Source organism: Vibrio stylophorae, from assembly GCF_921293875.1.
Classification (GTDB): domain Bacteria; phylum Pseudomonadota; class Gammaproteobacteria; order Enterobacterales; family Vibrionaceae; genus Vibrio_A; species Vibrio_A stylophorae.
This window is the reverse complement of record NZ_CAKLDI010000001.1, coordinates 1-26,941: the sequence shown is the minus strand read 5'-3', so window position 1 is coordinate 26,941 and position 26,941 is coordinate 1. Positions and strand designations below refer to the sequence as shown.

26 protein-coding genes are annotated in these 26,941 nt (G+C 48.5%); 7 read left to right on the top strand and 19 right to left on the bottom strand.

Going from position 1 to position 26,941, the window contains the following annotated elements:
* Positions 1 to 36: 36 nt before the first annotated feature.
* A complete protein-coding gene (locus tag L9P36_RS00130; protein ID WP_435532750.1) occupies positions 37 to 1,038 on the top strand; it encodes a serine/threonine protein kinase in 1,002 nt (333 codons plus the stop codon).
* A gap of 25 nt (positions 1,039 to 1,063) precedes the next feature.
* Positions 1,064 to 1,666 carry a thiol:disulfide interchange protein DsbA/DsbL gene (locus L9P36_RS00125; RefSeq protein ID WP_237463989.1) on the top strand — a complete coding sequence of 201 codons (603 nt, stop codon included), beginning with the start codon at positions 1,064 to 1,066 and terminating at the stop codon, positions 1,664 to 1,666.
* A gap of 63 nt (positions 1,667 to 1,729) precedes the next feature.
* On the opposite strand, the gene yihG is transcribed toward L9P36_RS00125, so the two are convergent.
* Together yihG and L9P36_RS00115 are read right to left on the bottom strand one after the other, a co-directional pair.
* Positions 1,730 to 2,620: a 1-acylglycerol-3-phosphate O-acyltransferase, YihG family gene (gene yihG / locus L9P36_RS00120; protein ID WP_435532749.1), complete on the bottom strand. Its 891-nt coding sequence runs from the start codon at positions 2,618 to 2,620 to the stop codon at positions 1,730 to 1,732.
* Positions 2,621 to 2,693: 73 nt separating this feature from the next.
* Positions 2,694 to 4,220, bottom strand: a complete 1,527-nt coding sequence (locus tag L9P36_RS00115; protein ID WP_237463986.1) for a YifB family Mg chelatase-like AAA ATPase — start codon at positions 4,218 to 4,220, stop codon at positions 2,694 to 2,696.
* Between the two features lie 418 nt (positions 4,221 to 4,638).
* Between L9P36_RS00115 and ilvG the strand changes: the two genes are divergently transcribed.
* From ilvG to ilvA, 5 genes are read left to right on the top strand one after another with little or no spacing between them, the layout of a single operon-like run.
* Entirely contained in the window at positions 4,639 to 6,285 is a 1,647-nt protein-coding gene (gene ilvG, locus L9P36_RS00110) for an acetolactate synthase 2 catalytic subunit (RefSeq protein ID WP_237463984.1), read from the top strand.
* Positions 6,282 to 6,536, top strand: coding sequence for an acetolactate synthase 2 small subunit (gene ilvM / locus L9P36_RS00105; protein ID WP_237463982.1), 255 nt, complete (start codon positions 6,282 to 6,284; stop codon positions 6,534 to 6,536). Before ilvG ends, ilvM begins: the two co-directional genes overlap by 4 nt.
* A 52-nt stretch (positions 6,537 to 6,588) precedes the next feature.
* The gene (locus L9P36_RS00100) at positions 6,589 to 7,515 is read left to right on the top strand and encodes a branched-chain amino acid transaminase (RefSeq protein ID WP_237463980.1); all 927 of its coding nucleotides are present in this window, start codon (positions 6,589 to 6,591) and stop codon (positions 7,513 to 7,515) included.
* Between the two features lie 10 nt (positions 7,516 to 7,525).
* Positions 7,526 to 9,367, top strand: coding sequence for a dihydroxy-acid dehydratase (gene ilvD, locus L9P36_RS00095; RefSeq protein ID WP_237463978.1), 1,842 nt, complete (start codon positions 7,526 to 7,528; stop codon positions 9,365 to 9,367).
* Position 9,368: 1 nt separating this feature from the next.
* Positions 9,369 to 10,931 carry a threonine ammonia-lyase, biosynthetic gene (gene ilvA / locus L9P36_RS00090; protein WP_237463976.1) on the top strand — a complete coding sequence of 521 codons (1,563 nt, stop codon included), beginning with the start codon at positions 9,369 to 9,371 and terminating at the stop codon, positions 10,929 to 10,931.
* 101 nt (positions 10,932 to 11,032) lie between these two features.
* Here the strand turns inward: ilvA and L9P36_RS00085 are convergent, their stop codons facing one another.
* From L9P36_RS00085 to mnmG, 17 genes are all read right to left on the bottom strand, one after another.
* Positions 11,033 to 11,389, bottom strand: coding sequence for a helix-turn-helix transcriptional regulator (locus L9P36_RS00085; protein WP_237463974.1), 357 nt, complete (start codon positions 11,387 to 11,389; stop codon positions 11,033 to 11,035).
* Positions 11,390 to 12,015: 626 nt separating this feature from the next.
* On the bottom strand, positions 12,016 to 13,848 hold the full coding sequence (glmS, locus tag L9P36_RS00080) for a glutamine--fructose-6-phosphate transaminase (isomerizing) (RefSeq protein WP_237463973.1): 1,833 nt from the start codon (positions 13,846 to 13,848) through the stop codon (positions 12,016 to 12,018).
* A gap of 16 nt (positions 13,849 to 13,864) precedes the next feature.
* The gene (locus tag L9P36_RS00075; RefSeq protein WP_237463972.1) at positions 13,865 to 14,632 is read right to left on the bottom strand and encodes a DeoR/GlpR family DNA-binding transcription regulator; all 768 of its coding nucleotides are present in this window, start codon (positions 14,630 to 14,632) and stop codon (positions 13,865 to 13,867) included.
* 107 nt (positions 14,633 to 14,739) lie between these two features.
* Positions 14,740 to 16,101 carry a bifunctional UDP-N-acetylglucosamine diphosphorylase/glucosamine-1-phosphate N-acetyltransferase GlmU gene (gene glmU / locus L9P36_RS00070; RefSeq protein ID WP_237463969.1) on the bottom strand — a complete coding sequence of 454 codons (1,362 nt, stop codon included), beginning with the start codon at positions 16,099 to 16,101 and terminating at the stop codon, positions 14,740 to 14,742.
* Positions 16,102 to 16,252: 151 nt separating this feature from the next.
* Positions 16,253 to 16,675 (bottom strand): F0F1 ATP synthase subunit epsilon, encoded by a 423-nt coding sequence (locus L9P36_RS00065; RefSeq protein WP_237463967.1) that lies wholly within the window; start codon positions 16,673 to 16,675, stop codon positions 16,253 to 16,255.
* Positions 16,676 to 16,693: 18 nt separating this feature from the next.
* Positions 16,694 to 18,100, bottom strand: a complete 1,407-nt coding sequence (atpD, locus tag L9P36_RS00060; protein WP_237463965.1) for a F0F1 ATP synthase subunit beta — start codon at positions 18,098 to 18,100, stop codon at positions 16,694 to 16,696.
* A gap of 35 nt (positions 18,101 to 18,135) precedes the next feature.
* Complete coding sequence (gene atpG / locus L9P36_RS00055) at positions 18,136 to 19,005, bottom strand: F0F1 ATP synthase subunit gamma (RefSeq protein WP_237463964.1); 870 nt, start codon at positions 19,003 to 19,005, stop codon at positions 18,136 to 18,138.
* Positions 19,006 to 19,045: 40 nt separating this feature from the next.
* The gene (gene atpA / locus L9P36_RS00050; protein ID WP_237463962.1) at positions 19,046 to 20,587 is read right to left on the bottom strand and encodes a F0F1 ATP synthase subunit alpha; all 1,542 of its coding nucleotides are present in this window, start codon (positions 20,585 to 20,587) and stop codon (positions 19,046 to 19,048) included.
* Positions 20,588 to 20,602: 15 nt separating this feature from the next.
* Positions 20,603 to 21,136: a F0F1 ATP synthase subunit delta gene (gene atpH / locus L9P36_RS00045; protein WP_237463960.1), complete on the bottom strand. Its 534-nt coding sequence runs from the start codon at positions 21,134 to 21,136 to the stop codon at positions 20,603 to 20,605.
* Positions 21,137 to 21,151: 15 nt separating this feature from the next.
* The gene (gene atpF / locus L9P36_RS00040) at positions 21,152 to 21,622 is read right to left on the bottom strand and encodes a F0F1 ATP synthase subunit B (protein ID WP_237463959.1); all 471 of its coding nucleotides are present in this window, start codon (positions 21,620 to 21,622) and stop codon (positions 21,152 to 21,154) included.
* Positions 21,623 to 21,676: 54 nt separating this feature from the next.
* The gene (gene atpE, locus L9P36_RS00035; protein ID WP_237463957.1) at positions 21,677 to 21,904 is read right to left on the bottom strand and encodes a F0F1 ATP synthase subunit C; all 228 of its coding nucleotides are present in this window, start codon (positions 21,902 to 21,904) and stop codon (positions 21,677 to 21,679) included.
* Between the two features lie 50 nt (positions 21,905 to 21,954).
* Positions 21,955 to 22,755 (bottom strand): F0F1 ATP synthase subunit A, encoded by an 801-nt coding sequence (atpB, locus tag L9P36_RS00030; protein ID WP_237463955.1) that lies wholly within the window; start codon positions 22,753 to 22,755, stop codon positions 21,955 to 21,957.
* An 8-nt stretch (positions 22,756 to 22,763) separates the two neighbouring features.
* Positions 22,764 to 23,138 (bottom strand): ATP synthase subunit I, encoded by a 375-nt coding sequence (locus L9P36_RS00025; protein WP_237463953.1) that lies wholly within the window; start codon positions 23,136 to 23,138, stop codon positions 22,764 to 22,766.
* Between the two features lie 145 nt (positions 23,139 to 23,283).
* A complete protein-coding gene (locus L9P36_RS00020) occupies positions 23,284 to 24,165 on the bottom strand; it encodes a ParB/RepB/Spo0J family partition protein (RefSeq protein ID WP_354004711.1) in 882 nt (293 codons plus the stop codon).
* Between the two features lie 9 nt (positions 24,166 to 24,174).
* Entirely contained in the window at positions 24,175 to 24,972 is a 798-nt protein-coding gene (locus L9P36_RS00015; RefSeq protein ID WP_237463952.1) for a ParA family protein, read from the bottom strand.
* An 18-nt stretch (positions 24,973 to 24,990) separates the two neighbouring features.
* Entirely contained in the window at positions 24,991 to 25,614 is a 624-nt protein-coding gene (rsmG, locus tag L9P36_RS00010) for a 16S rRNA (guanine(527)-N(7))-methyltransferase RsmG (protein WP_237463951.1), read from the bottom strand.
* Positions 25,611 to 26,941, bottom strand: a 1,331-nt coding sequence (gene mnmG / locus L9P36_RS00005) for a tRNA uridine-5-carboxymethylaminomethyl(34) synthesis enzyme MnmG (RefSeq protein ID WP_237463948.1), incomplete at its 5' end; no start/stop codon positions are given. The genes rsmG and mnmG, both read right to left, overlap by 4 nt.

Below are 26,941 nucleotides of genomic sequence, written 5' to 3'. Positions count from 1 at the left end.
GGTAGGCTTGCCGCTCGGCCAGTTTCAATGGCGACCATGCAAGTAGGCAAAACAATGTCCCAAGGCTTTCATTTTCAAAACCTCACCCCAGATTTAATGCTTGATGCGCTCGCCAGTGTGGGTTTTTACCCTAACTCCGGCTTGTTGGCGCTTAACAGCTACGAAAACCGCGTGTACCAGTTCGTCAACGAAGATAATCGCCGTTATGTGGTGAAGTTCTATCGTCCTGAGCGTTGGAGCGCGGCGCAAATTCAGGAAGAGCATTATTTTGCTGCTGAGCTGGTGGCCGCCGAAGTACCCATGGCCACACCCATTCTGCGCGATGGCCAAAGCTTATTTGACTATCAAGGCTTTGCTTTTGCGATCTTTGCGAGCCTTGGCGGTCGCAGTTTTGAAGTGGATAACTTAGAGCAACTTGAGCAAGTAGGCCGCTATTTAGGGCGTATTCATCAGGTGGGTCAAAGCCGACTATTTCAAGCTCGCCCCTCCATGGGCTGTGATGAGTATTTAGATCAGCCAATGGCCATTTTGCAGCAATCCAGCTTGGTTCCCAGCGCCATTGAAGGCACCTTTTTCCACGATCTCGACCAACTCAGTACCGAACTCAAGCAGCGCTGGCCTGCACAAATACAGCAACAACGCCTGCATGGTGATTGTCATCCCAGCAATATTCTATGGCGTGATGGACCGCTTTTTGTCGACCTTGACGATGCGCGTAATGGCCCTGCAGTGCAGGATATCTGGATGCTGCTACATGGCGAACGCCAGGATCAGCTGATGCAGCTTGATATTTTGCTGGAAGGTTATGAAGAATTTGCACAATTTGATACAAAGCAGTTGCAACTGATCGAGCCGCTTCGTGGTCTGAGACTGGTACACTATATGGGATGGCTAGCCAAGCGTTGGTCCGATCCCGCCTTTCCACTGGCATTTCCATGGTTTAGCGATCATAAATATTGGGAAGGACAGATTTTGGCGATCAAAGAACAACTGGCCGCACTGCAAGAGCCACCTTTGAGCCTATCACCACAATGGTAAACACAATAAAAAAGAAGGAAGATTGATGAAAAAGCTCATACTTGCCCTCACGGCGCTTCTATTTTCAATTTCAGCCAATGCCATGGTGCTGCAAGAAGGGGTGCAATACAAAACCCTATCCACACCGATGACCAGCAGCCCCACAGTCACTGAGTACTTCTCTTACATGTGCCCTGCTTGTTTTGGCCAAGAGCCAACAGTGAAAGCCATGGTCGCCCAACTTCCTGCTGATGTGCGCTTTGAAAAACGCCACCTTAGCTTTATGGGCGGAGAGTCAGGTAAGCTCTTGAGTAAAGCAGCATTCACCGCGCAAGCGCTGAATCGCCCAGACCTCAATGATGTGTTCTTTCACGATTACCACGTAGAAAAGAGCCTAAAACTACCACTGACCGAAGCCAAAATTCGCGATGTATTCATTAAAAACGGCGTCAGCGAAGCGGACTTTAATGCCTACTTCAATAGCTTTGTGATCAACTCACAAGTGGTTCGTGCTGATAACGATGCTCGCAAAGCGGAGCTAAGCGGCGTACCAAGCACCGTAGTCAATGGTCGATACCTTGTGCTTCTTGATACGGTAAAAACACCGCAAGACTACATTGATATCGTCAATGCGCTGCTTAAAAAATAATACCGCCTATTGAATACAAAAAACGCGCTCATTGAGCGCGTTTTTTTATGGGTATCACCGGCATCAATCCGACTTAGACTCACTATGGTAAAAGTCATCCATCTGCTGATCTTTTTGCTGCCAGCGATCACTGAGCCACAACTGAAAATCACGTTTAAATGGTTTGTCATTAAAGTAATCACCAATCACTTGCGCATCGACTGGTAGGGTTTTCGCAACCACAGTGACTCGATTTAAACGACCGGCCAGCATCGCAAGAAACAACTTAGATTGGCCGCGAGGATAAAGCAAAGTGACATCCACAATCGCTGAAAACTGCTCACCCATCGCCGCCAAGGTATAAGCAATGCCGGCAGATTTCGGCGCTAAAAGGTGTCGATAAGAGGAGCGTTTCAGTTTATCTGGCGTCGCGCGCGTCCCTTCAACAAAGTTCACCACAGTGGTGGGCACACCTTTAAATTTAGCGCAGGACTTGCGCGTGGTTTGCAGATCACGACCACGTAAATGCGGCTTACGAATTAAGGTTTCGCGGGAATAGCGGCGCATAAAAGGCATATCTAAGGCCCAGCACGCCAATCCCATAAACGGAATATAGAGCAGTTGCTGCTTCATAAAGAATTTGGTCATCGGCATACGGCGATAAAACAGTGAACAGATCACCACAATATCGCTCCAGCTACGATGATTGGCGATCATCAAATAGGATTGCTGCGGCGTTAATTGCTCACCACCTTGCAACCGCCATTGACCACCATTGATCAAGCGAAAATAGAAAGCCTGACATGCACACCAACACCACATCAGACGATTCGCGATTTGTGTTGTGACGCGGCGCCAAGGCTGCCAAGGAACACACAATTTAAACAGCGCGACCACAATGATCAGCGCTGACCACAAACTGGTATTCAGCAACACAAACAGTGAACTCATCACAAAAACAAATGGCGTCAAAATCCATGGCATAAGCGTTTATCTAGACTCGGCAACTTCAAATTGCGCACATGATAACCAAAATGCCATAGGGACGCTATTGCACTACCTGATTGAGCTGCCGAAGCAGGCGATCCATAGCGCGATAGCCTAAAGCTTCGGCTAAATGGGGTCGTTCAATGCGTGGACTCTCAGCAAGATCAGCAATGGTGCGCGCCACCTTAATAATTTTATGATAGGCGCGAATCGATAATCCCAATTGGTGCAGCGCATTTTCTAAAAATTGGCTATCGGCTGGCAGCAAAACACAGTGCTTCTCAATTTCACGCACCGATAAAAGTGCATTGGCGCAGCCCTGTCGTTGCTGGCTGAGTTGGCGAACCCGTGACACGCGTTTAGCTACAGTGTCGGTGCTATCTCCGCGATCGCCACCACCACTAGCCAGCACGCCTTTGGGTAGCGCCGGAATATCAATGGAGAGATCAAAGCGATCTAATAATGGTCCCGATAAACGGCTTAAATAGCGCAGTGCCGCTTGCGGCTGATGACGCACCGAGCCTAATTCAAACTGTCCAGAAGGGCTGGGATTGAGCGCGCCCACCAGCTGAAATTGAGCGGGAAAACGGGTTTTACCATTGACCCGCGAGATCACCACTTCACCTGACTCCAAAGGCTCACGCAAAGCATCAAGCACTTTGCGCTCAAACTCCGGCATCTCATCTAAAAATAGAACGCCGTGATGGGCCAAAGAGATTTCACCCGGTTTAGGGACCGAGCCGCCACCGACTAAAGCTGCCATGGACGCAGAATGATGCGGCGCACGAAAGGGACGCTTGCGCCAACTGTGGTGATGAATTTGACCTTCGGAAAGAGAGCGAATGGATGCGGTTTCCAATGCCTGATCGTCGTCCAACTCTGGCAGTAGATCCAGTAACCGAGATGCCAACATGGTTTTCCCTGTACCAGGAGGACCCACTAGTAACAAATTATGGTGTCCGGCAGCAGCAATTTCTAATGCTCTCTTTCCTTGCTGTTGCCCGATAATATCCTGCAAATCTCGGGATAACCTGATGGTATTTTCTTTATTATCAAAAAAGGGTAGCGATAGCTGCTTCTGTTTGCATAAGTATGCAGAAACATCCAACAGATGATCTGCGGCTTTATGCCCCCCAGCATCCACCAATGCTGCTTGCTCAGCATCGGCGCTGGCGACCACCAAACAACGCTTTGAACGTTTTGCCGCCAAAGCGGTTGGTAACACACCTTTTACACTTCGTAACTCACCAGAAAGCGCCAATTCGGCGACAAATTCATGCTGCGCTAAGGTGTCGGTTGAAATTTGACCTGAGGCGGCCAAAATACCCAAGGCGATGGGTAAATCAAAGCGGCCGCCTTCTTTCGGCAGATCTGCGGGCGCAAGGTTCACCGTAATGCGTCGATTTGGGAATTCATAGTTTGCATTGATGATCGCACTGCGCACCCGATCTCGTGATTCTTTGACACTCGCCTCAGGCAAACCCACAAGGTTGAAGGCGGGCAAACCGTTACTTAAATGTACTTCGATGGTTACAGGTTGCGCATCAATTCCAACGCAAGCACGACTGTGCACCACAGCTAAGGGCATAGGCTTCAATCTCCATTTGAAATTGCTTGATGATTATTTAAGCTAAACCAATTATTATGCACTTGCGCTGTTTATGCAGTGGAACTGAAAAAAAATTTAAGCTTTTTGCTTGTCAGGCAGGACGAGTCTGTGATACCACTAAGGTCATAGCAACACACAATAAATAGACTTTAGGTCAATATGAACTACTTGAATCACGCAATCCTGCTCATTATCAACGTCCTCGTGGTGATTATTATTCAGCGCGAAGCGGGGGAGTGTGCGTAAAGTAGCAAACACAACAAACATCAACCCCCGAGCCACAGGCCGGGGGTTTTTTTTATCACTCACAAAATGCTAGGGAAGCAAGGATGAGACAAGGACAGCATGCCGCAGCACAGGAAAGTGCAACGCGACGCCAAGCACAGCGAGGTCAGCTATGACAGGTGCAGAACTCGTAGTGGCCAGCCTAAAAACCCATGGTATCGATACGGTATTTGGCTACCCAGGTGGTGCCATCATGCCGGTTTACGATGCACTTTATGATGGTGGCGTTGAACATATCCTGTTTCGTAATGAGCAAGGTGCAGCCATGGGTGCCATTGGCCGTGCCCGTGCCACCCAATCTGTCGCCGTATGTATTGCCACCTCTGGCCCCGGCGCGACCAACTTGATCACCGGCCTTGCCGATGCGCTCCTAGACTCAGTGCCTGTAGTCGCAATCACAGGTCAGGTTGCCAGCCCTTTAATCGGTACCGATGCTTTCCAAGAAATTGATGTCCTTGGCCTCTCGCTAGCCTGCACCAAACACAGTTATTTGGTGACCCGCGCTGAAGACTTGGCGCCAACCTTAGCCGAAGCCTTTTATGTCGCGAAATCCGGTCGTCCAGGCCCAGTGTTAGTCGATATCGCCAAAGATGTGCAGATGATGCCTGCTGTCGGTGAGCCAGCACAGCCAATCGCGTTACCGATTCAGAATGAATTTGATGCCAACGCCCTAAACGCCGCGCAGCAACTACTTGATAGCAGTAGCCAACCCATGCTTTACGTCGGTGGTGGGGTGCTACTTGGCAATGCCACGGATAGCGTGCGTGAATTTTTGATTCAAAGCCAAATGCCCGTGGTGAGCACCCTGAAAGGTTTGGGAGTGGCGCCAAAAGGTTACCCTTACGCGCTGGGCATGGTCGGCATGCATGGCAACCAAGCGGCTAACCACGCCGTGCAGCAGTGCGATCTTCTCTTTGCCATTGGCGCCCGTTTTGATGATCGCGTCACCGGTAAATTGGATGAGTTCGCGCCCAAAGCCAAAGTAATCCACTTAGACATTGATGCTGCTGAGCTTGATAAATTGCGCCGTGCGAACGCTGCACTCAAAGGTGAAATCAATGTGTTTTTGCCGCAACTAAACGCCAAGCCACAACCTGAGTGGCAACAGCAAGTGATGGCGATGAAACAGCAATACGCTTGGCGTTACGATCACCCAGGTGAGCCTATTTATGCGCCGCTATTGCTCAAGCAATTGTCCGACCTACTACCGAATAATGCCGTGGTTGCCACCGATGTGGGCCAACACCAAATGTGGGCGGCTCAACATATGCGCCCAAGTCGTCCTGAAAACTTTTTGACCTCAGCAGGCCTTGGCACCATGGGCTTTGGTTTGCCAGCAGCGATTGGCGCAAAAATCAGTCGCGGCACCGATCCTGTGGTACTGGTTTCCGGCGATGGCTCTTTTATGATGAATGTACAAGAGCTTGGCACCATTCGTCGCTGCCAGCTACCGGTCAAAATCGTCCTCATTGATAACCAGCGTCTTGGCATGGTGCGCCAGTGGCAGCAGCTATTCTTTGATGCCCGTTATAGCGAAACCTATCTCACGGACAACCCTGACTTTGTCACCATGGCCAGCGCATTTGGCATTGATGGACAAACCATCACCAATAAGTCGCAAGTGCCACAAGCGCTCAATACCATGCTGCAAAGCGAAGGACCTTACCTATTACACGTCGCGATCTCAGAGGAAGAGAACGTTTGGCCATTGGTGCCACCGGGCGCCGCCAACCATCACATGTTGGAGAGTGAAGCATGAACGAGCACACCCTAATCATTCAAGCGGCGGATCGCCCTGAGATGCTAGAGCGCATTTTACGCGTCACTCGCCACCGCGGATTTCATGTCGAGCGCTTTGAAATGGCGCAAAACAAACATAACACAATGGATATTGCAGTAACCGTCACCAGCCAGCGCCCAATCAGCGCCCTGTATGCTCAAATCGAAAAACTTTGGGATGTGAGTCAGGTTCAACTTCAAGATTCGCAGCCGCACTCACTTAGCGCATAACGATATGCCTTTGTCGAATGCATCGATAAAAAATTAAGAAGGATTTTTACCCATGGCAAATACTGCTGATTTTATCTGGTTCAATGGTGATCTTGTTCCTTGGCAAGACGCTAAAGTTCACGTCTTTACCCATGCAATGCACTACGGCACCTCAGTGTTTGAAGGTATTCGTTGCTACAACACCCACAAAGGTCCTGCGGTATTCCGTCACCGCGAGCATATGCAACGCCTAAAAGACTCTGCAAAAATCTACCGTCTACCACTGAATTACAGTGTTGACGAGCTGATGCAAGCCACCCGTGACACGCTCAAAGCAAACAAGCTAGAAGCTGGCTACATTCGTCCATTGGCCTTTATCGGTAACGTGGGTTTGGGTATCTGCCCACCAGCTGGCAGCGAGATGGAACTGATGATCGCCGCTTTCCCTTGGAATGCCTATCTAGGTGAAGAGGCGCTAGCCAATGGTATCGATGCGATGATCTCAAGCTGGAATCGCTTGGCACCAAATACCATTCCAACGGGTGCAAAAGCAGGTGGTAACTACCTATCTTCATTGCAAATCGGTGGTGAAGCGCGTCGTCACGGCTATGCCGAAGGGATCGCATTGGATGTACGCGGCTACCTATCTGAAGGTGCGGGCGAGAACATCTTTGTGATCAAAAATGGCGTGATCTACACCCCACCATCAACCGCAGCAATTTTGCCAGGGATCACCCGCGACTCAATCATCACCCTTGCTAAAGAAGCTGGTCTTGAAGTGCGCGAAGAAACCGTGGCACGTGAAGCGCTTTACTTAGCCGATGAGATCTTTATGACTGGTACCGCAGCAGAAATCGTTCCTGTGCGTAGCGTCGATCAAATCACTGTGGGTGAGGGCAAGCGCGGCCCAATCACAGAGCAACTACAAAGCGCCTTCTTTGGTCTGTTTGATGGCAGCACCGAAGATAAATGGGGCTGGCTTGACCCAGTGAATCAATAAGGAGTTTGTTATGCCAATCTATCGTTCTGCGACCACCACTCACGGACGAAATATGGCGGGTGCGCGCGCATTATGGCGCGCCACTGGCGTCAAAGATGAGGATTTTGGCAAGCCGATTATCGCGGTTGTAAACTCCTTTACTCAATTTGTTCCGGGCCATGTGCACCTCAAAGACATGGGCCAATTGGTTGCCGCTGAAATCGAAAAAGCAGGCGGCATTGCTAAAGAGTTCAACACCATTGCTGTCGATGATGGCATCGCCATGGGTCATGGTGGGATGTTGTACTCACTGCCTTCACGTGAGCTGATCGCAGATTCTGTGGAGTACATGGTCAATGCGCACTGCGCCGATGCCATGGTGTGTATCTCCAACTGCGACAAGATCACCCCGGGAATGATGATGGCGTCGCTGCGCCTCAATATTCCAACCATCTTTGTATCGGGTGGCCCAATGGAAGCGGGCAAAACCAAGCTTTCTGATCAATTGATCAAGCTGGACTTGGTTGATGCCATGATTCAAGGCGCCGATCCAAAGGTGTCCGATGCGCAAAGTGAGCAAATTGAACGCTCTGCTTGCCCAACCTGTGGTTCTTGCTCGGGCATGTTTACCGCCAACTCCATGAACTGTCTAACGGAAGCTTTGGGTCTATCGCAACCAGGCAACGGCTCAATGCTGGCAACTCATGCCGATCGTGAGCAACTGTTCCTCAATGCAGGTCGTCGCATCGTTGAGCTCACCAAACGCTACTATGAACAAGATGATATCAGCGCCACACCACGCGGTATCGCCACCAAGCAAGCGTTTGAAAACGCCATGACCTTGGATATCGCCATGGGCGGCTCAACCAACACTGTACTTCACTTGTTGGCCGCAGCTCAGGAAGGGGACGTGGATTTCACCATGGCAGACATCGATCGCTTATCTCGCCAAGTGCCACATCTATGTAAAGTGGCGCCATCAACGCAAAAATATCATATGGAAGATGTGCACCGCGCTGGTGGTGTGATTGGTATTTTGGCGGAGCTTGATCGCGCAGGCTTACTGCATACGGACACTCAAACAGTGCTTGGTTTGTCGATGCGCGATGTGCTGGCGCAATACGACATCATCAGCAACCCAAGCGATGATAACCTCAGCTTCTATCGCGCGGGTCCTGCGGGTATTCGCACCACCAAGGCGTTCTCACAAGATTGTCGTTGGGATAGCGTGGATAACGATCGCCAAGCAGGCTGTATTCGTGAAAAAGCGCACGCCTATAGCCAAGATGGCGGCCTTGCGGTGCTATTTGGTAATTTGGCGCAAGATGGCTGTATCGTAAAAACCGCAGGCGTGGCGCAAGAAAACCTCGTCTTTGCTGGTCCTGCCCACGTCTTTGAAAGCCAAGAAGATGCCGTGACCGGTATTTTGGATGGCTCAGTCAAAGCGGGTGATGTGGTGGTGATTCGCTACGAAGGTCCAAAAGGCGGCCCGGGTATGCAAGAGATGTTGTATCCAACCACCTATCTCAAATCTATGGGATTGGGTACTAAATGCGCATTGATCACCGACGGTCGCTTCTCGGGCGGTACCAGTGGCTTATCCATTGGTCACGTCTCTCCAGAAGCGGCCAATGGCGGTTTAATCGCATTGGTTGAGCAAGGCGATCGCATCGAGATTGATATTCCAAATCGTCGCATGGCTCTGATGGTCAGTGATGCAGAGCTAGAAACACGCCGCGCCAAACAAGCGCAGCTAGGTTACAAGCCGGCATCACGTCAGCGCCAAGTTTCTTTTGCGCTCAAAGCTTATGCCAGCATGGCCACGAGCGCAGACAAAGGCGCGGTTCGTAACAAAGCGCTATTGGAGGATTGATATGAATGTGCTCACCCCACTGGTGCCAGTCCCTTCGGTCAAACCCAGTGGTGCAGACTACCTGCGCGAGGTGCTTAAAGCGCCAGTTTATGAGGTGGCGGAAGTCACCCCATTACAAGCACTGAAGAAATTGTCGCGTCGCTGCAACAATCAGCTGTTTATTAAGCGAGAAGATCTGCAGCCGGTGCACTCTTTCAAACTTCGCGGTGCCTACAACATGATGGCGCAGCTCAATGAAGTGCAAAAGCAAGCTGGGGCGATTGCCGCTTCAGCAGGCAACCACGCTCAAGGCATTGCGTTATCAGGTAGCAAATTGGGCGTCAAAACCACCATCGTCATGCCACGTACCACGCCAGATATCAAAGTCTCTGCGGTACGCGATCTTGGTGGTCATGTGGTGCTTCATGGCGCCAATTTCGATGAAGCCAAAGCGCAGGCACAAAGTCTTGCTGACCAGTATGGCTATACCATGATCCCGCCCTTTGATCACCCTAAGGTAATCGCCGGACAGGGCACCATGGGCATGGAACTATTGCAGCAAAACAGCCACCTCGATTATATCTTTTTACCCGTTGGCGGCGGTGGTTTAGCCGCTGGCGTTGCCACCCTGATCAAACAACTGATGCCTGAAATCAAAATCATTGGTGTTGAAGCAGAAGACTCCGCTTGTCTCAAAGCGGCGCTGGATGCTGGCGAACCTGTGGTACTGGATCAGGTGGGGATGTTTGCTGATGGTGTAGCGGTAAAACGTATTGGTGAAGAGACCTTCCGTCTGTGTCAGCAATATTTAGATGATGTGATTACCGTGACCAGCGACGAAATCTGTGCGGCTGTAAAAGATATTTTTGAAGATATTCGCGCCATTGCTGAGCCTTCAGGGGCGCTGTCTTTGGCGGGTGCGAAAAAGTATCTCGAACAGCATCAACTGGCTGATCAAAACGTTGCGTCAATTTTGTCGGGGGCGAATCTCAACTTCCACGGCCTACGTTATGTCTCTGAGCGCTGTGAGCTCGGTGAAAAACGTGAAGGGCTGCTGGCCGTGACCATTCCAGAACAGCAGGGGGCATTTTTAAACTTCTGCGAGATTCTTGGTGGTCGTGCAGTCACTGAGTTTAACTACCGTTATGGCGATAGCAATCTGGCCAATATCTTTGTCGGGGTCCGCTTACTTCAGGGACAAACTGAGCTAGATAGCATCATTCAAGATCTTCGTCAGGGTGGTTATCCAGTGATCGATCTCAGTGATGATGAGATGGCTAAGCTACATGTGCGCTATATGATTGGTGGCAAACCCAAACAGCCACTACAAGAGCGACTCTATAGCTTTGAGTTTCCAGAATATCCGGGAGCGCTGGTGCGTTTTCTCAATACGCTGGGAACGCATTGGAATATCAGCTTGTTCAACTATCGTAACCATGGTGCCGACTATGGGCGCGTACTTTGCGGTTTTGAACTTGATGATAAGGATCTATTGGCTTTTTCCAGCCATCTGCGTGAATTGGGTTATCCCTACAAAGATGAAACGGAAAATCCAGCCTATCGATTCTTCCTCGCTCAGCGATAATCGACGGAAAAGACACAAAAAAGCCAGCAAGTTGCTGGCTTTTTATTGCGAATCTTTGCTTTCCAAGTCTTTCGTGGCAATCGTCGATCAAATACCAATGGCTACTTATTGGCATCAATAAAGCTGCTGAGTAAGCGAATGTTTTGCTCAAGCAATGTTTGACGAAGGTTCTCAGGTACCTGTGTACTCAAGCTGAGCAAGGTATTCAGAGCATCCTGATTATCGGTGATAAACGCATGCGGAGAATCATCGCCATAGACAAACCAAGTCAATGGACGATCGGTTAAGTTTGCAATGGTGAGCAAGGTTGAAATGCGTGGCTCAGTCTTACCTGATTCAAGATCAAGATAAGTTTGACGCGCAACTTCAAGCTGCTTGGCCATATGTACTTGAGTGATTCCTTTCCACTCTCTCGCCTCACGAATCCTTGAGGCCAGCTGTGTTTTTGGATCTGTCATGGCTATGTCATTCACCGAATTAATTAAGTTATAAAGCCTATTTTTCAAGACAGCTGAATGTTAAAAGCAGGCCTACAGCGACAGTTTCAACATCTCCGCGATCATCGCTTAAACGTTGTTTTTTTCCGACACGCAATTATGCCTATAGCGTATGCATCTGCGAGTGCGTAGAAACCAATCTGTGATGCATAATCATGTATGCCTAGGCAGGTGTGCAGGAGCTTTTTTGTTTGTCCAACTTGATTTACACAGTGAAATTTCGATTTTAATTTCACCAATCCTTGGGAAATTCTGTGTTCTCAGGCACAAGGTCAGCTTTTTCTGACAACCGTCTTGCACAAAAAGATAACAGAGATCACAAAAACAATGTAACAAATGTATGTTTCATTATTGAGAATACACTCAATAATATTCACCACGCAGTGAAACACAATTGGCTAACATAATGAAATAATTATTTGATATGACTTGTAACAACAAAACTAAAGAGAGAACTCGATCATAACGAGACATCGCAATATCGCTGTATTTCACAGCCAATTCGCGATGAAAGAAGCAGACACGGCGTATATAAAAGGCAAGGCACCCCATAATATGAGCACCTTGCCAGCAATGAATAACAATCCTTACTCAACCGTCACTGATTTTGCTAGGTTTCTTGGCTGATCCACATCGGTTCCCTTAATCAAGGCAACATCATAGGCCAGTAGCTGCATAGGAAGGGTGTAAACTAGCGGTGCGAGCATGGCGTCACAATCAGGTAGGGTTACCACCGTCATCCCTTCATCTGATACAAATCCAGCACTTTCATTGGCAAATACATAGAGCTGACCGCCACGCGCACGTACCTCTTCAATATTGGATTTAAGCTTTTCCAATAGCTCATTATTCGGCGCGATCACAATCACCGGCATATCACTATCAACCAACGCCAGCGGCCCATGTTTGAGCTCACCAGCGGCATAAGCTTCAGCATGAATATAAGAGATCTCTTTGAGCTTAAGCGCGGCTTCTACCGCAATGGGATAAAACTCACCGCGGCCCAAGAACAGGGCATGATGTTTATCTGCAAAATCAGGTGCCAATGCGGTGATTTGTGGCGCAATCGCAAGCACTTGTTTCAACAATTCCGGTAAACGGTGTAGCTGCTCAACCAATTGCTGTTCTTGCGCTGGTGATAAACGCGCTTTATCACGCGCCACCAAGGTTACTAATAGCAACAGCAGGGCAAGCTGAGTGGTAAAGGCTTTGGTTGATGCCACACCAATCTCTGCGCCAGCACGCGTCATCAAATGCATATCTGACTCACGCACTAAGGACGAGCCAGGAACATTGCAAATTGACAGTGCAGCCATATAGCCCTTGGCTTTGGCTAATCGCAGCGCCGCTAAGGTATCGGCAGTTTCGCCAGACTGAGAAAGAGTGATCAACAAGCTATTAGGACGCACCACAAAATCACGATAGCGAAACTCTGAAGCGATCTCCACATCACAGCTCACACCCGCAATGCTTTCAAACCAATAGCGCGCCACCAAACCTGCGTTATAGGAAGTACCGCAAGCGATGATCTGAATATGCTCAGCGGCCAATAGCGCTTTTTTCGCATCAGGAGAGAGCGTATCCAAACCAATGTGGTTGGCATCTAATCGACCTGCGAGCGTATTCGCTACGGCTTCTGGTTGCTCATGGATCTCTTTTTCCATGTAGTGGCGAAATCCACCTTTATCAGCGCTATCAGTTTGACCGCTAGCTTCCACCTCATCACGCGTAATTACCGCGCCTTGCTGATCATAAATGGTGATATCTCGGCGATTGATAGTGGCAATATCACCCTCTTCAAGATAGATAAAGCGACGTGTGACCGGCAGCAAAGCCAGCTGATCAGAGGCAACAAAGTTTTCACCCAGACCTAAGCCAATAACAATCGGACTGCCGGAGCGAGCCACGACAATTTCATCAGGATTTTTAGCATCAAGCACCACCATGCCATAGGCACCTTGCAAACGCGCCACAGCCTGCTGAACGGCTTGTGTTAAAGAGTCACTTTGTGGGTGCAGATCGGCAATTAAGTGGGCAATCACTTCCGTGTCGGTTTGTGACACAAAGTGGTAGCCCTTAGCTTGTAGCTCTTCGCGCAATTGCTCATGATTCTCGATAATCCCGTTATGTACCACAGCAATATGACTTGAGTGATGTGGGTGAGCGTTCGCTTCGGAAGGTTCACCATGTGTGGCCCAGCGGGTATGGGCAATCCCAGTACCGCCGTGAAGTGGGGCTGCCGCCAAAGCACTTGCTAACATTTCAACTTTGCCGACTTGGCGATGTCGACACATTTCACCAGCTCGCTCAACCACGGTGATTCCAGCTGAGTCATAACCGCGATATTCCAGTCGACGGAGTCCTTCAATTAAAATTTCAGCGCAATCACGCTGAGCAACGGCAGCAACAATTCCACACATAGTGACCTCTTCTATTTTATTGTGTTGACGCGATCACCACCTTTACTTGCTGCGCTTCAAGGGCGGCGACCATTTCTGGTGAAACACCATCATCAGTCACCACATGGGTAATTTGTGCCCATGACAGCTCGCAATTGGGGATCTTACGTCCAAATTTATCTGATTCCACCAGCACAATGACCTCTCGGGCGACCTCAGCCATCACCTGAGATAGCCCGGTCAGTTCATTAAAGGTCGTTGTACCACGCGCAACATCGATGCCATCAGCACCGATAAATAACTGGTCAAAGTCGTAACTCCGCAATACACGCTCAGCCACTTGGCCTTGAAAGGCTTCTGAATTGGAGTCCCAAGTACCACCTGTCATCAGTAGGGTTGGGTCACCATCCAATTCATTAATTTTAGTCGCAATATTGAGCGCATTGGTCATGATCACCAAACCTCGGTGATGATTCAGCTGTTCAATCAAGGCGGCAGTAGTCGAGCCACTATCGATCACAATTCGGTTATGATCGGCAATCAACTGCGCTGCGCGAGCGACAATTGACAACTTACGAACCGAAACTTTTTGCTCAGGCGATTCCAGAAATTCTTGTGGTAGCGCCACCGCACCACCATAGCGACGAAGCAATAAGCCACTGTTTTCTAACACAGTGAGATCTTTACGAATGGTGACCTCAGAAGTATTCAAAGCCTTGGCAAGCGCCTCCACAGCGACTTCACCTAACTGATTGACTTGCTGGACAATCCAATGTCTTCTTTGTTGTGTATTACGCTTAGACATAATGATTAACTTACGAATCGAAAGATAAAAATAGCAAACTGAAACTTAATAATCAATTGCTAACCATAAAAAAAGCCGCGACTGCGGCTTTTTTGCACGAAATAAAATTACTTTTGTTTTTCAGGACGTTGCCATGGGGATACAGATTTCGCTCGAGAGCGGGTGATCACCAAAGCTTGCGCTTCAACATTGCGGGTGAGGGTAGTGCCCGCACCAATGGTCGCACCATTGGCAATGGTCACTGGCGCAACAATTTCAGTATTCGAACCAACAAATACATCATCGCCAATCTCGGTGTGATGCTTATTGGCACCATCATAATTGCAGGTAATGGTACCCGCACCCACATTCACTCGTGCGCCCAATGTGGCATCGCCTAAATAAGTGAGATGACCGGCTTTACTGCCTTCACCCAAAGAGGCGTTTTTCATCTCAACAAAGTTGCCGACGTGGGCTTTTGCTTTCAGCTCAGAGCCAGGACGTAAACGCGCAAAAGGACCAGCCGTACATTGCTCACCTAAGGTTGCGCCATCAATGATGGTGTAAGGCGCAATCACTGAGCTATCGTCAATTTCACAATCCCGTAAAATACAACCTGCGCCGATCACCACGTTGTTGCCGAGGGTCACAGAGCCTTCAATGATCACATTGACGTCAATTTCACAGTCTTCACCAAACTGCAATTCACCACGTAGGTCAAAACGGCTTGGATCGCGCAACGTAACACCGCTGTTGAGTAGATCTTCGGCTTGTTTGTGCTGAAATGCTCGCTCCAGGCGTGCCAATTGTGAGCGGGAATTCACGCCTTCCACTTCAATGGCATTTTCCGGATGAACCGCCTCAATACCGCGGCCTTCTTGATGCGCCATGGCAATAATATCCGGCAGATAATATTCGCCCTGTGCATTTTCATTTTTCACCGAACCAAGCCAGCGACGTAAATCCACCGCTGATGCCACCAGCACCCCGGTATTTACTTCGTTAATGCGCTTTTGCTCTTCGCTGGCATCTTTGTGCTCAACCACACCAACCACAGGGCCGTGTTTACGCAAAATACGACCATAACCGGTTGGATCGTCAAGCAGCACAGTCAGTAGTGCAATACCACCAGCTGGTTGAGCATCCAATAGGTTTTCCAAGGTTTCCGCACTAATCAGCGGAACATCACCAAACAACACCATGACTTTTTCATCATCAGCGATATGTGGCATCGCTTGATTGACGGCATGCCCTGTACCAAGCTGCTCTTGCTGAAGCACCCAATTGACGGGTTCGTCTGCAAGATAAGCTTTCATTTGATCGCCACCATGGCCATAGATCAGGTGAATATGCTCAGCACCCGTTGCCACACAGGTATCAATCACGTGTTTCACCATGGCTTTACCCGCCACCTGGTGAAGGACTTTAGGCATGTTTGAATACATGCGGGTTCCCTTACCCGCAGCAAGAATAACGGCACTAAACCCCATGGGTTTTCCTTTTGTCTGTTGATGCATAATCTGAATATTGTAGCGATTGTTTCGTTTGATAAGAAATAGCTGTGCGAAATGATTGCAAAAAAAGAGAGATCTAACAAAAAGGCAGCCTAAAGGCTGCCTTTTGATTTCGCTATTTTGCTAATTATCGCGCTTTTTTAGTGAGCTCGATAACTTTAAGCTGAGCGATCGCTTTTGCAAGATCACTTGCCGCCTGAGTGAAGTCGATGTCGTCATGCTTATTGAGAATCTTCTCTTCAGCTTGACGCTTGGCTTCTTCCGCCTTGGCGCTATCCAAATCTTCACCGCGAATCGCAGTATCCGAGAGAATGGTCACCATTGAAGGTTGCACCTCAAGAACACCACCAGAAAGGTAGATAATCTCTTCCTCTCCGTGCAGTTTTACAATTCGAACCATGCCGGGCTTAATGGCGGTGAGTAGAGGTGTATGGTTACCATAGATACCCAATTCACCCTCACTACCTGTAACCTGAATCGATTGGACCATGCCAGAGAAAAGCATTTTCTCAGCGCTGACCACGTCCAGATGGTAAGGTACTGTTGCCATTTTGCCTCCTACTCAGTCTTAGAGCGACTTCGCTTTTTCCAATACGTCTTCGATGGTGCCGCAGTACAAGAATGCTTGTTCTGGAATATCATCGAACTCACCTGCAAGCAGGCCTTGGAAACTGCGAATGGTGTCTTTTAGAGACACGTATACACCTGGTTTACCGGTGAATACTTCCGCAACGTGATAAGGCTGAGTCAAGAAACGTTCAATCTTACGTGCACGCGCAACGGTCAGTTTGTCGTTTTCTGAAAGCTCATCCATACCCAGGATTGCAATGATGTCTTTCAGCTCTTTATAGCGCTGAAGAACGGATTGCACGCCACGAGCCACATCATAGTGCTCTTGACCAATCACCAATGGATCAAGCTGACGAGAGGTTGAATCCAATGGGTCGATCGCTGGATATAGACCAAGTGCCGCGATGTTACGTGACAATACGATGGTCGCATCCAAGTGAGCAAATGTGGTTGCTGGTGATGGATCCGTCAAGTCATCGGCAGGTACGTATACCGCTTGAATTGAGGTGATCGAACCGTGCTTGGTTGATGTGATACGTTCTTGCAGCACACCCATCTCTTCAGCCAATGTTGGCTGATAACCTACCGCAGAAGGCATACGACCCAATAGTGCCGATACCTCAGTCCCCGCTAGGGTATAACGGTAGATGTTATCGATGAATAGCAGTACGTCACGACCTTCGTCACGGAACTTCTCAGCCATGGTCAAGCCAGTCAACGCAACGCGTAGACGGTTGCCCGGTGGCTCGTTCATCTGACCATAAACCATCGCTACTTTTGATTCTTCAGGTTTTTCGATGTTTACAACACCCGCTTCCTGCATCTCAAAGTAGAAGTCGTTACCTTCACGTGTACGCTCACCAACACCAGCGAATACAGACAAACCTGAGTGCTGAATCGCGATGTTGTTGATCAGTTCCATCATGTTTACGGTTTTACCAACACCGGCACCACCGAATAGACCGATTTTACCACCCTTAGCGAATGGACAAATCAAGTCAATGACTTTTACGCCAGTCTCAAGCAGCTCAGTTGCGTTTGCTTGATCTTCGTAGCTCGGTGCTTCGCGGTGAATCGCATAACGCTCTTCAGTCGGAATCTCACCACACTCGTCAATTGGCTGACCCAGTACGTTCATGATACGGCCCAAAGTGGCAGTACCAACTGGAACCTCAATTGGTCGACCGGTATTTTCTACGGTCAAACCACGACGTAAACCATCAGATGTACCCATGGCGATACCACGAACAACACCACCACCCAATTGCTGCTGAACTTCAAGTACTAGCGTACCTGCTTCTTTCGCATCAACGTGTAGGGCATCGTATACCTGGGGTACAGAGTCCTGTGGGAACTCTACGTCGACTACCGCACCAATGATCTGGACGATCTTACCTGTAGCCATCGTTAATCCTCTAAACTAGTTCGTTAACCTTTGCACTAAACAGCGGCAGCACCGGATACAATCTCGGTCAGCTCTTGGGTAATCGCAGCCTGACGGGCTTTGTTATACACCAATTGCAGATCATCAATGAGACTGATCGCGTTGTCGGTTGCTGACTTCATCGCCACCATACGGGCTGCCTGTTCACAAGCGAGGTTTTCCACCACGCCTTGATACACCTGTGATTCAACATAACGAACCAATAGGGTATCGAGCAGAGCTTGTGGCTCTGGCTCATACAGGTAGTCCCAACAATGGGAGCGCTGTGCCATCTCTTCTTCATCAGACTTAGGCAAAGGTAGCAATTGATCGATCATCGGTTGCTGTACCATGGTGTTCACAAACTGGTTGTACACCAAGTACAGACGATCGAGTTCACCGTCATCGTATTTCTTCAACATCACGCCCACCGAGCCGATCAAATCGGCCAAGCTTGGGTTATCGCCCAAGCCAGAGGTTTGCGCGACGACACGACCGCCGTTAGCGTTGAAGAATGCGGTTGCTTTGGAGCCAATAACTGCCAAATCGATTTCAGCACCAGCTTCTTGCTGAGCTTGCATATCGGTGATCGCTTTTTTGAACAAGTTAATGTTCAAGCCACCACACAAACCGCGATCGGTTGAAACTACGATATAACCAATACGTTTCGCTTCGCGCTCTTCGAGATAAGGATGCTTATACTCGAGGTTGGCACTTGCGACATGACCGATCACCTTGCGCATGGTCGTTGCATAGGGACGAGAAGCTTCCATCGCGTCTTGCGTTTTACGCATCTTCGAGGCTGCCACCATCTCCATGGCTTTAGTGATTTTCTGCGTGTTTTTAACGCTTCCAATCTTGTTACGAATCTCTTTTGCGCCGGCCATCGTTACTCTCCGTTATTAGGTAGCTAAGCTACCCACAGATTTACCAAGTCTGGTTTGCTTTGAAATCTTCAAGCAGCTTAGCAAGCTGTGCGTCGATTTCGTCGCTGTAAGCGCCAGTTTGGTCAATCTCTGCAACCAAAGCAGCATGATGCGCTTTTGCATAAGAGAGTAGTGCGGCTTCAAAATCAGCTAGCTTCTCGATAGCAACATCGGTGAGGTAGCCTTTTTCAGCAGCATAGATGACCAGTGCTTGATCAAATACAGACATTGGCGCGTATTGTTTCTGCTTCATGAGCTCGGTTACTTTTTGACCGTGGCTCAATTGCTTCTTGGTCGCTTCATCAAGGTCAGAAGAGAACTGCGCAAATGCCGCCAATTCGCGGTATTGTGCAAGCGCGGTACGAATACCACCTGACAATTTCTTCATGATCTTGGTTTGCGCAGCACCACCTACACGAGAAACTGAAATACCTGGGTCAACCGCAGGACGAATACCTGAGTTAAACAGTTCAGTTTGCAAGAAAATCTGACCATCGGTGATGGAGATTACGTTGGTTGGTACGAATGCAGAAACGTCACCCGCTTGGGTTTCGATAATCGGTAGGGCAGTCAAAGAGCCAGTTTGGCCTTTCACTTCACCGTTGGTGAAACGCTCAACATAAGCTTCGTTTACACGCGCTGCACGCTCGAGAAGACGAGAGTGGAGGTAGAAAACGTCACCAGGGAATGCTTCACGGCCTGGTGGGCGGCGAAGTAGTAGTGAGATTTGACGATAAGCAACCGCTTGTTTTGATAGATCATCATAAACAATCAGTGCATCTTCACCGCGATCGCGGAAGTACTCACCCATGGTACAGCCAGAGTATGGCGCCAAGTATTGTAGTGCCGCAGCTTCTGATGCAGATGCTACAACAACAACGGTGTTTTCTAGCGCGCCGTGCTCTTCTAGCTTGCGTACTACGTTAGCAATAGTCGACGCTTTTTGGCCGATCGCAACATAGATACACTTAATGCCAGAGTTCTTCTGGTTGATAATCGCATCGATGGCCAAAGCTGTTTTACCAGTTTGACGGTCACCGATGATCAATTCACGCTGACCACGACCGATTGGAATCATTGAGTCCACTGACTTATAGCCAGTTTGAACAGGCTGGTCGACCGATTTACGATCGATTACACCTGGGGCAATCACTTCAACAGGTGCAAAACCATCATTGTCGATAGCGCCTTTACCATCGATTGGCTCACCTAGCGTGTTGACCACACGACCCAATAGGCCACGACCCACAGGTACTTCCAAAATACGGCCAGTACCGGTGACTTTCATCCCTTCTTGAAGATCAAGATAAGGACCCATAACAACCGCACCCACACTGTCACGCTCAAGGTTAAGCGCTAGTGCGAAACGGCCGCCTGGCAGTTCGATCATTTCACCTTGCATTACGTCTGCAAGGCCATGGATACGAATGATACCGTCGCTGACCGAGATAATGGTACCTTCGTTGCGAGCTTCACTCACCACATTGAATTTTTCAATGCGCTGTTTGATCAGATCGCTAATTTCCGTGGAATTTAGTTGCATGCTCTAATCCCCGCATCAAGACGCTAGCGCATCGCTCAGCTTGTCAATTTGACCTTGAACTGAGTTATCGATGACTAGATCTCCCGCTCGAATAATTAACCCAGCAATCAGGGTGCTATCTACACTGCAATTGAGTTGCACTTGACGATCGAGACGTTTGCTCAACTTGTCTTGAATTGCAGCCTGCTGCGCAGCATCCAAAGCGATCGCTGAAACGACATGCGCTTCAATCACTTTTTGTTGCTCTTGGCGAAGCGCCAAAAACTGTGCACAAATTTCAGGCAGTGCAGTCAAACGTCCATTTTCAGCCATCACTCGAATCAAGTTCTGGCCATATTCGTCAACTTGCTCACCACAAACGCTGATAAATAACTCGGCAAGACTTGCTGGTGACATGGAGCCGCTTAATGCATCTTGCATTTGCGCATCCGCTGCCACAGCGCCAGCAAAGCTGAGCATTTCTGCCCATTGATCAACACTGTTATGAGCCACTGCAAAATCAAACGCAGCCTTGGCGTATGGGCGTGCTATCGTTGTCATATCAGACATATCTAGCCCCCCTTATCACAACTGTGCAGTTACTTGGTCGAGAATATCTTTGTGCGCATTCTCATCGATACTGCGCGCAATAATTTTCTCTGCCCCCATAACTGCCAGCGTCGCCACCTGCTTGCGAAGTTCATCACGAGCTCGGTTTTGCTCAGCTTCAAGTTCCGCGCGCCCTTGAGCAAGAATTCTGTCTCGCTCAGCTAGCGCTTCATCACGGGCTTCATCGATAATCTGAGCCTTACGCTTATTGGCCTGCTCAACGATTTCAGCAGCTGCGCGTTTGGCCTCTTTCAATTGATCAGAGGCGTTTGCTTGTGCCAATTTTAAATCTTTGCCAGCGCGTTCAGACGCTGCCAAACCGTCAGCAATATTTTTCTGACGTTGCTCAATCGCTGCGTTCAATGGTGGCCATACATATTTCATGCAAAGCACCACGAAAATGACAAAAGAGATCGCTTGGCCAAGCAGAGTTGCGTTCATATCCAAAGCGCAATTCCTCTTGTTAATGGTTCAAGAAATGTACGACTTAAACAGGCTAAATTAACCTGCTACTGCAAAGATTACGTACAAGCTGATACCTACAGTGATCATCGGAATCGCATCAATAAGACCCATTACGATGAAGAACTGAGTACGAAGAAGAGGAATCAAATCAGGTTGACGTGCAGCACCTTCAAGGAACTTACCACCCAACATTGCAATACCGATGGCCGCACCAATTGATGCCAAACCCAACATAATTGCAGCAGCAATGTATAGCATTTCCATACTAAAACTCCGATTTATATACTGTTTAAATGAAACAACATTGATAACAATTAATGATCTTCAGCCGCTTGTGCGAGATACACAATGGTAAGAATCATAAAAATAAATGCTTGTAAGAAGATGATCAGAATGTGGAATAGCGCCCATGGCACCGAAAGGAGCCACTGATAAGCAAAAGGCAATAGACCAGCAATCAGAATAAAGATCAATTCACCAGCGTATAGGTTACCGAACAAACGAAGACCGAGTGAAACCGGCTTTGAAATCAAAGTGACCAGTTCCAAAATCAAGTTAATTGGCATAAATGCCCAGTGATTAAACGGTTGAAGCGTTAGTTCCTTGGCAAACCCTTTTATTCCTTTAATTTTGATGCTGAAGAAGATAATGAGGAAGAACACGCCCAAGGACATTGACATCGTGATGTTAACGTCAGCGGTCGGTACCACACGTAAGTATGGAATTCCCATTAACTGCGCCGCATAAGGAATAAAGTCGACTGGAATCAGATCCATTAAGTTCATCAGGAAGATCCAGACAAATACAGTCAAGGCCAACGGTGCGACGACCGCACTGCGACCATGAAAGATGTCTTTCACAGAACCATCAACAAACTCAATGATCATCTCTACGAAGCACTGCAATTTACCTGGGACACCAGGCGTTGCTTTTTTCGCAACACTGGCAAACAACCAGATAAACACAAACCCGCACAACACGCTAAAAAACATGGAGTCGAGGTTAATATTCCAGAAACCACCGTTTTCCACTAAACCCACATGTTCTAAATTCAAATGGCTTAAGTGGTGTTTGATATACTCTTGCGGTGTTCCGGGCGCTCCTGTAGCAGCCATTAGTTTTCCTAGTAACGGTTGTTAAAAGTAAATGACACTGCCCACTGCACCAGCAGTGACAAAACGTACCCAGCGTAAAAAACCAATAAATGGATTTCATAAAAAACAAAGACTAACACCAATAAAATGGCTGTTAGTCCCCATTTCACGCCGATACCTATGTATACATCCGTGGCTAACTGCGCGGCAGACGATTGGTCAGCGCGATGCACCAACATCACTAAACTCGCGACTAGATACGGGATACAGTGAGCACCGCCTCCAACTATGGCGGAATAGCCTGTGTCTGGATCATAGGCCCAAGCCCATAACCCACCTGACACTAACAATAAGATCACCTGAATCGTAAAGGTGATATAAACCAGAGTTAGCTCCCTGCGCATATCACCCCGCTCCTTTTAACCTTATTGTCACATTACCTTTGTGGTTATTTAACAAAAATAACACAATGGTAAATTCTGCTGTGAAAAACTATACAATCGAACCTTGTTTTGCAAACAAAAACGAACAAAAACAACGTGTAGGAAATCACTTAATCGTCGTTAGTATGACATTTAATTCGTCAAAGTTTTTGTAGTCGATCACAAGTTTGCCACTGTCTTCTGTTTTTCGAACCAATTTTACCTGAACGCCAACCTTTTCACTCAGCATTTTCAACTGGTAATCAACGTTTTCACCGATAGGATTTAGCGGTTTTTTCGAAGGTTCAGGGTTTAATGCTTTACGCACCAGTTTTTCCGTATCACGAACGGTCAACTGTTTCTTGGTTACAATTTGTGCCAATTCAGATTGCAGCTCACCTTCAGTAGCGAGTAGGGCACGGGCATGTCCCATATCCAACTTGCCGTGGGCAACCATCTTTTTGACATCATCATTCAAATTGTTCAAACGCAGTAAGTTCGACACGGCGGCGCGAGACTTACCAACCGCTTCTGCTGCTTGCTGATGGGTTAATGAAAACTCTTGCAGCAAACGCGCTAATGCTTGGGCTTCCTCAATGGCATTGAGGTCTTCACGCTGAATATTTTCAATCAGCGCCATCGCCACAGCGGCTCTGTCGTGTACTTGTCTAACAATACAAGGCACTTGCTGAAGCCCAGCTTGACGTGCCGCGCGCCAACGACGCTCACCAGCAATGATCTCATATTTGTCAGTGGCGATTTGGCGAACCACAAGCGGTTGGATCACCCCTTGCGCATGAATAGAATCGGTAAGTTCTTGAAGGGCATCGGGTGCCACATCTTGGCGAGGTTGATACTTGCCAGGCTGTAATCGATCAATGGCCAACTCACATAGTTGGCCATCGGCAGGTTTGCTCACGGCGCTCGTCTGTTGTGACGATTGGGCCATTGAGCTGGTAGCTAGAAGAGCGTCAAGACCTTTTCCTAGGCCTCTTTTGGCGGCGTTCATTCAATCCCCTTAAGCGCTGGTAGCAGTGGCTTGCTGCTTGAATTCATCTTCACGGCGAATCATCTCACCGGCAAGAGCTAAATAGGCCTTCGCACCACTGGAATTTTTGTCGTAATACATTGCAGGGCAGCCATGGCTTGGTGCTTCTGCGAGGCGGACGTTACGTGGGATCACAGTGCGATAGACTTTGTCGCCAAAATGCTTTTTCAGCTGATCAGAGACTTCCATCGCCAAGCGATTACGTGGGTCATACATGGTCCGCAGCAAACCTTCAATCTTCAGATCGCCATTGACGACAGCGCTGAGCTTACTGATGGTATCCACCAAGGCAGTGAGGCCCTCTAGGGCAAAATATTCGCACTGCATGGGCACCAAAACAGAATCAGCCGCAGTCATCGCATTGATCGTAAGAAGGTTTAGTGAAGGAGGACAATCGATAAAAATGAAATCGTATTTGTCACGGATCGGCGCTAAGGCATTGCGTAAGCGTGTTTCACGCGCGATCACTTCCATGAGTTTGATCTCTGCTGCCGTTACATCGCTATTGGCAGCAACAAGGTGATACTTCCCTGCTGTTTGAGAAATCACCACCTCTGCGATGGGCGCTTCCTCAACTAAAAGTTCGTAGGCTGTTGCGGGTACTTGATACTTATCAACACCACTGGCCATGGTTGCGTTACCCTGAGGATCGAGGTCGATCACCAGCACTTTACGCTTAGTCGCAGCCAATGATGCAGCCAAATTGACACAGGTGGTGGTTTTTCCAACGCCACCCTTTTGGTTGGCAACTGCAATGACTTTACCCACAACGAACCTCACTTTTCCCTATTTGGTTAACACAACCAGATGTCGCTCTCCTTCCAGTTCAGGCACTTGTAGACGGTGAATTGTCTGAACTTTTGCCCAGTCAGGTAGCTGATTGAGCTCCTCTTCTGGATATAAGCCTTTCAGCGCGAAAAACACGCCATGCTCGGCTGGTAGGTGATGACACCAATTCAACATGTCGGTTATTGAAGCAAAGGCACGGCTTAATACGCCATCAAATTTCACCTCTGGTTGATACTCTTCGACCCGACTTTGAATAGCAGTCACATTTTTGATGCCCAGCGTGTGTAAAACCTGACGTATAAAACGGATTCGTTTCCCTAAACTATCCAGAAGAACGAACTCTTTATCAGGATTCATAATCGCCAATGGCAAGCCCGGTAACCCCGGCCCTGTCCCAACATCAATGATTCGCTGGCAACCACTGAGATAAGGCGAAACCACAATACTATCAAGAATGTGCTTCACTAACATATCGGCAGGGTCACGAACTGACGTTAAATTGTAGGCTTTATTCCATTTATCCAGTTGACCGACCAGACCGAGCAGCTGCTGACGCTGCTCTAAAGTCACTTCAAGGTCAGTTTTAGCGATTAATTGGTCTAAGCGTGGCGCCAAACTCATTCAATCTCTCCTTTTTTCAGCAAACCTTGTTTTTTCAAATGAACCAACAAGATGGAGATTGCCGCTGGGGTGATCCCAGAAATGCGCGATGCAGTACCAATGGTCGCAGGCTTGGCATCTTTGAGTTTGAGGCGCACTTCGTTGGACAAACCAGAAACACCATCGTAATCAAAGGTTGATGGAATTTCAGTGTTCTCATGGCGCATGGTTTTTTCGATTTCTCTTTGTTGACGCTCGATATAACCTTGGTATTTCACTTGAATTTCCACTTGTTCAGCTGCTTCAAGATCATCAATACCCGGACCGATCCCATCGATCGCCATCAACTGATCGTAACGTAGCTCTGGGCGACACAGTAGATCTTCACCGCTGGCTTCGCGAGACATTGGCGTTTTCAACAGCGGGTTGAGCTGCTCAGATACCGCACCCGTTGGTTGTACCCAAAGACTGCGTAGACGCTGCTGCTCTTGCGCCATATTTTCCAATTTTTCATTGAAACGCTGCCAACGCGTGTCATCAACCAAGCCCAGTTCACGACCCGCTTCGGTCAAACGTAGATCAGCGTTGTCTTCACGTAGTAACAGACGGTATTCAGCACGAGAGGTAAACATGCGGTACGGTTCTTTGGTACCAATGGTCGCCAAGTCATCAATCATCACGCCCATATAGGCTTGATCACGACGTGGGCTCCAGCCCTCTTTGCCTTGCGCTAAGCGCGCTGCGTTCAAACCAGCTATCAAACCTTGCGCCGCCGCTTCTTCGTAGCCAGTGGTGCCGTTGATTTGACCAGCAAAGAATAGACCTTCAATGCACTTGGTTTCTAAGGTTGGTTTGAGATCGCGCGGATCAAAGAAATCATACTCAATGGCGTAACCTGGACGAATGATCTCAGCATTCGCAAAACCTTCCATTGAGCGCACAATTTGCACCTGTACATCAAATGGCAAGCTGGTGGAGATACCATTTGGATAGAGTTCGTTGGTGGTCAAACCTTCTGGTTCAATAAAGATTTGGTGCGAGTTGCGATCAGCAAAACGCATCACTTTATCTTCAATGGATGGGCAGTAACGTGGGCCAATGCCCTCAATCACACCGGCATACATTGGGCTGCGATCCAAGTTATTACGAATCACATCATGGGTTTGCTCATTGGTATGGGTGATATAACAAGAGATTTGGCGCGGATGCATTTCGCGCTTACCCATAAATGAGAAAACAGGGCATGGATCATCACCCGGCTGTGCTTGCAGCTGAGAAAAATCGACAGTGCGCGCGTCAATACGTGGTGGGGTCCCCGTTTTTAGGCGATCCACACGCAGTGGCATAT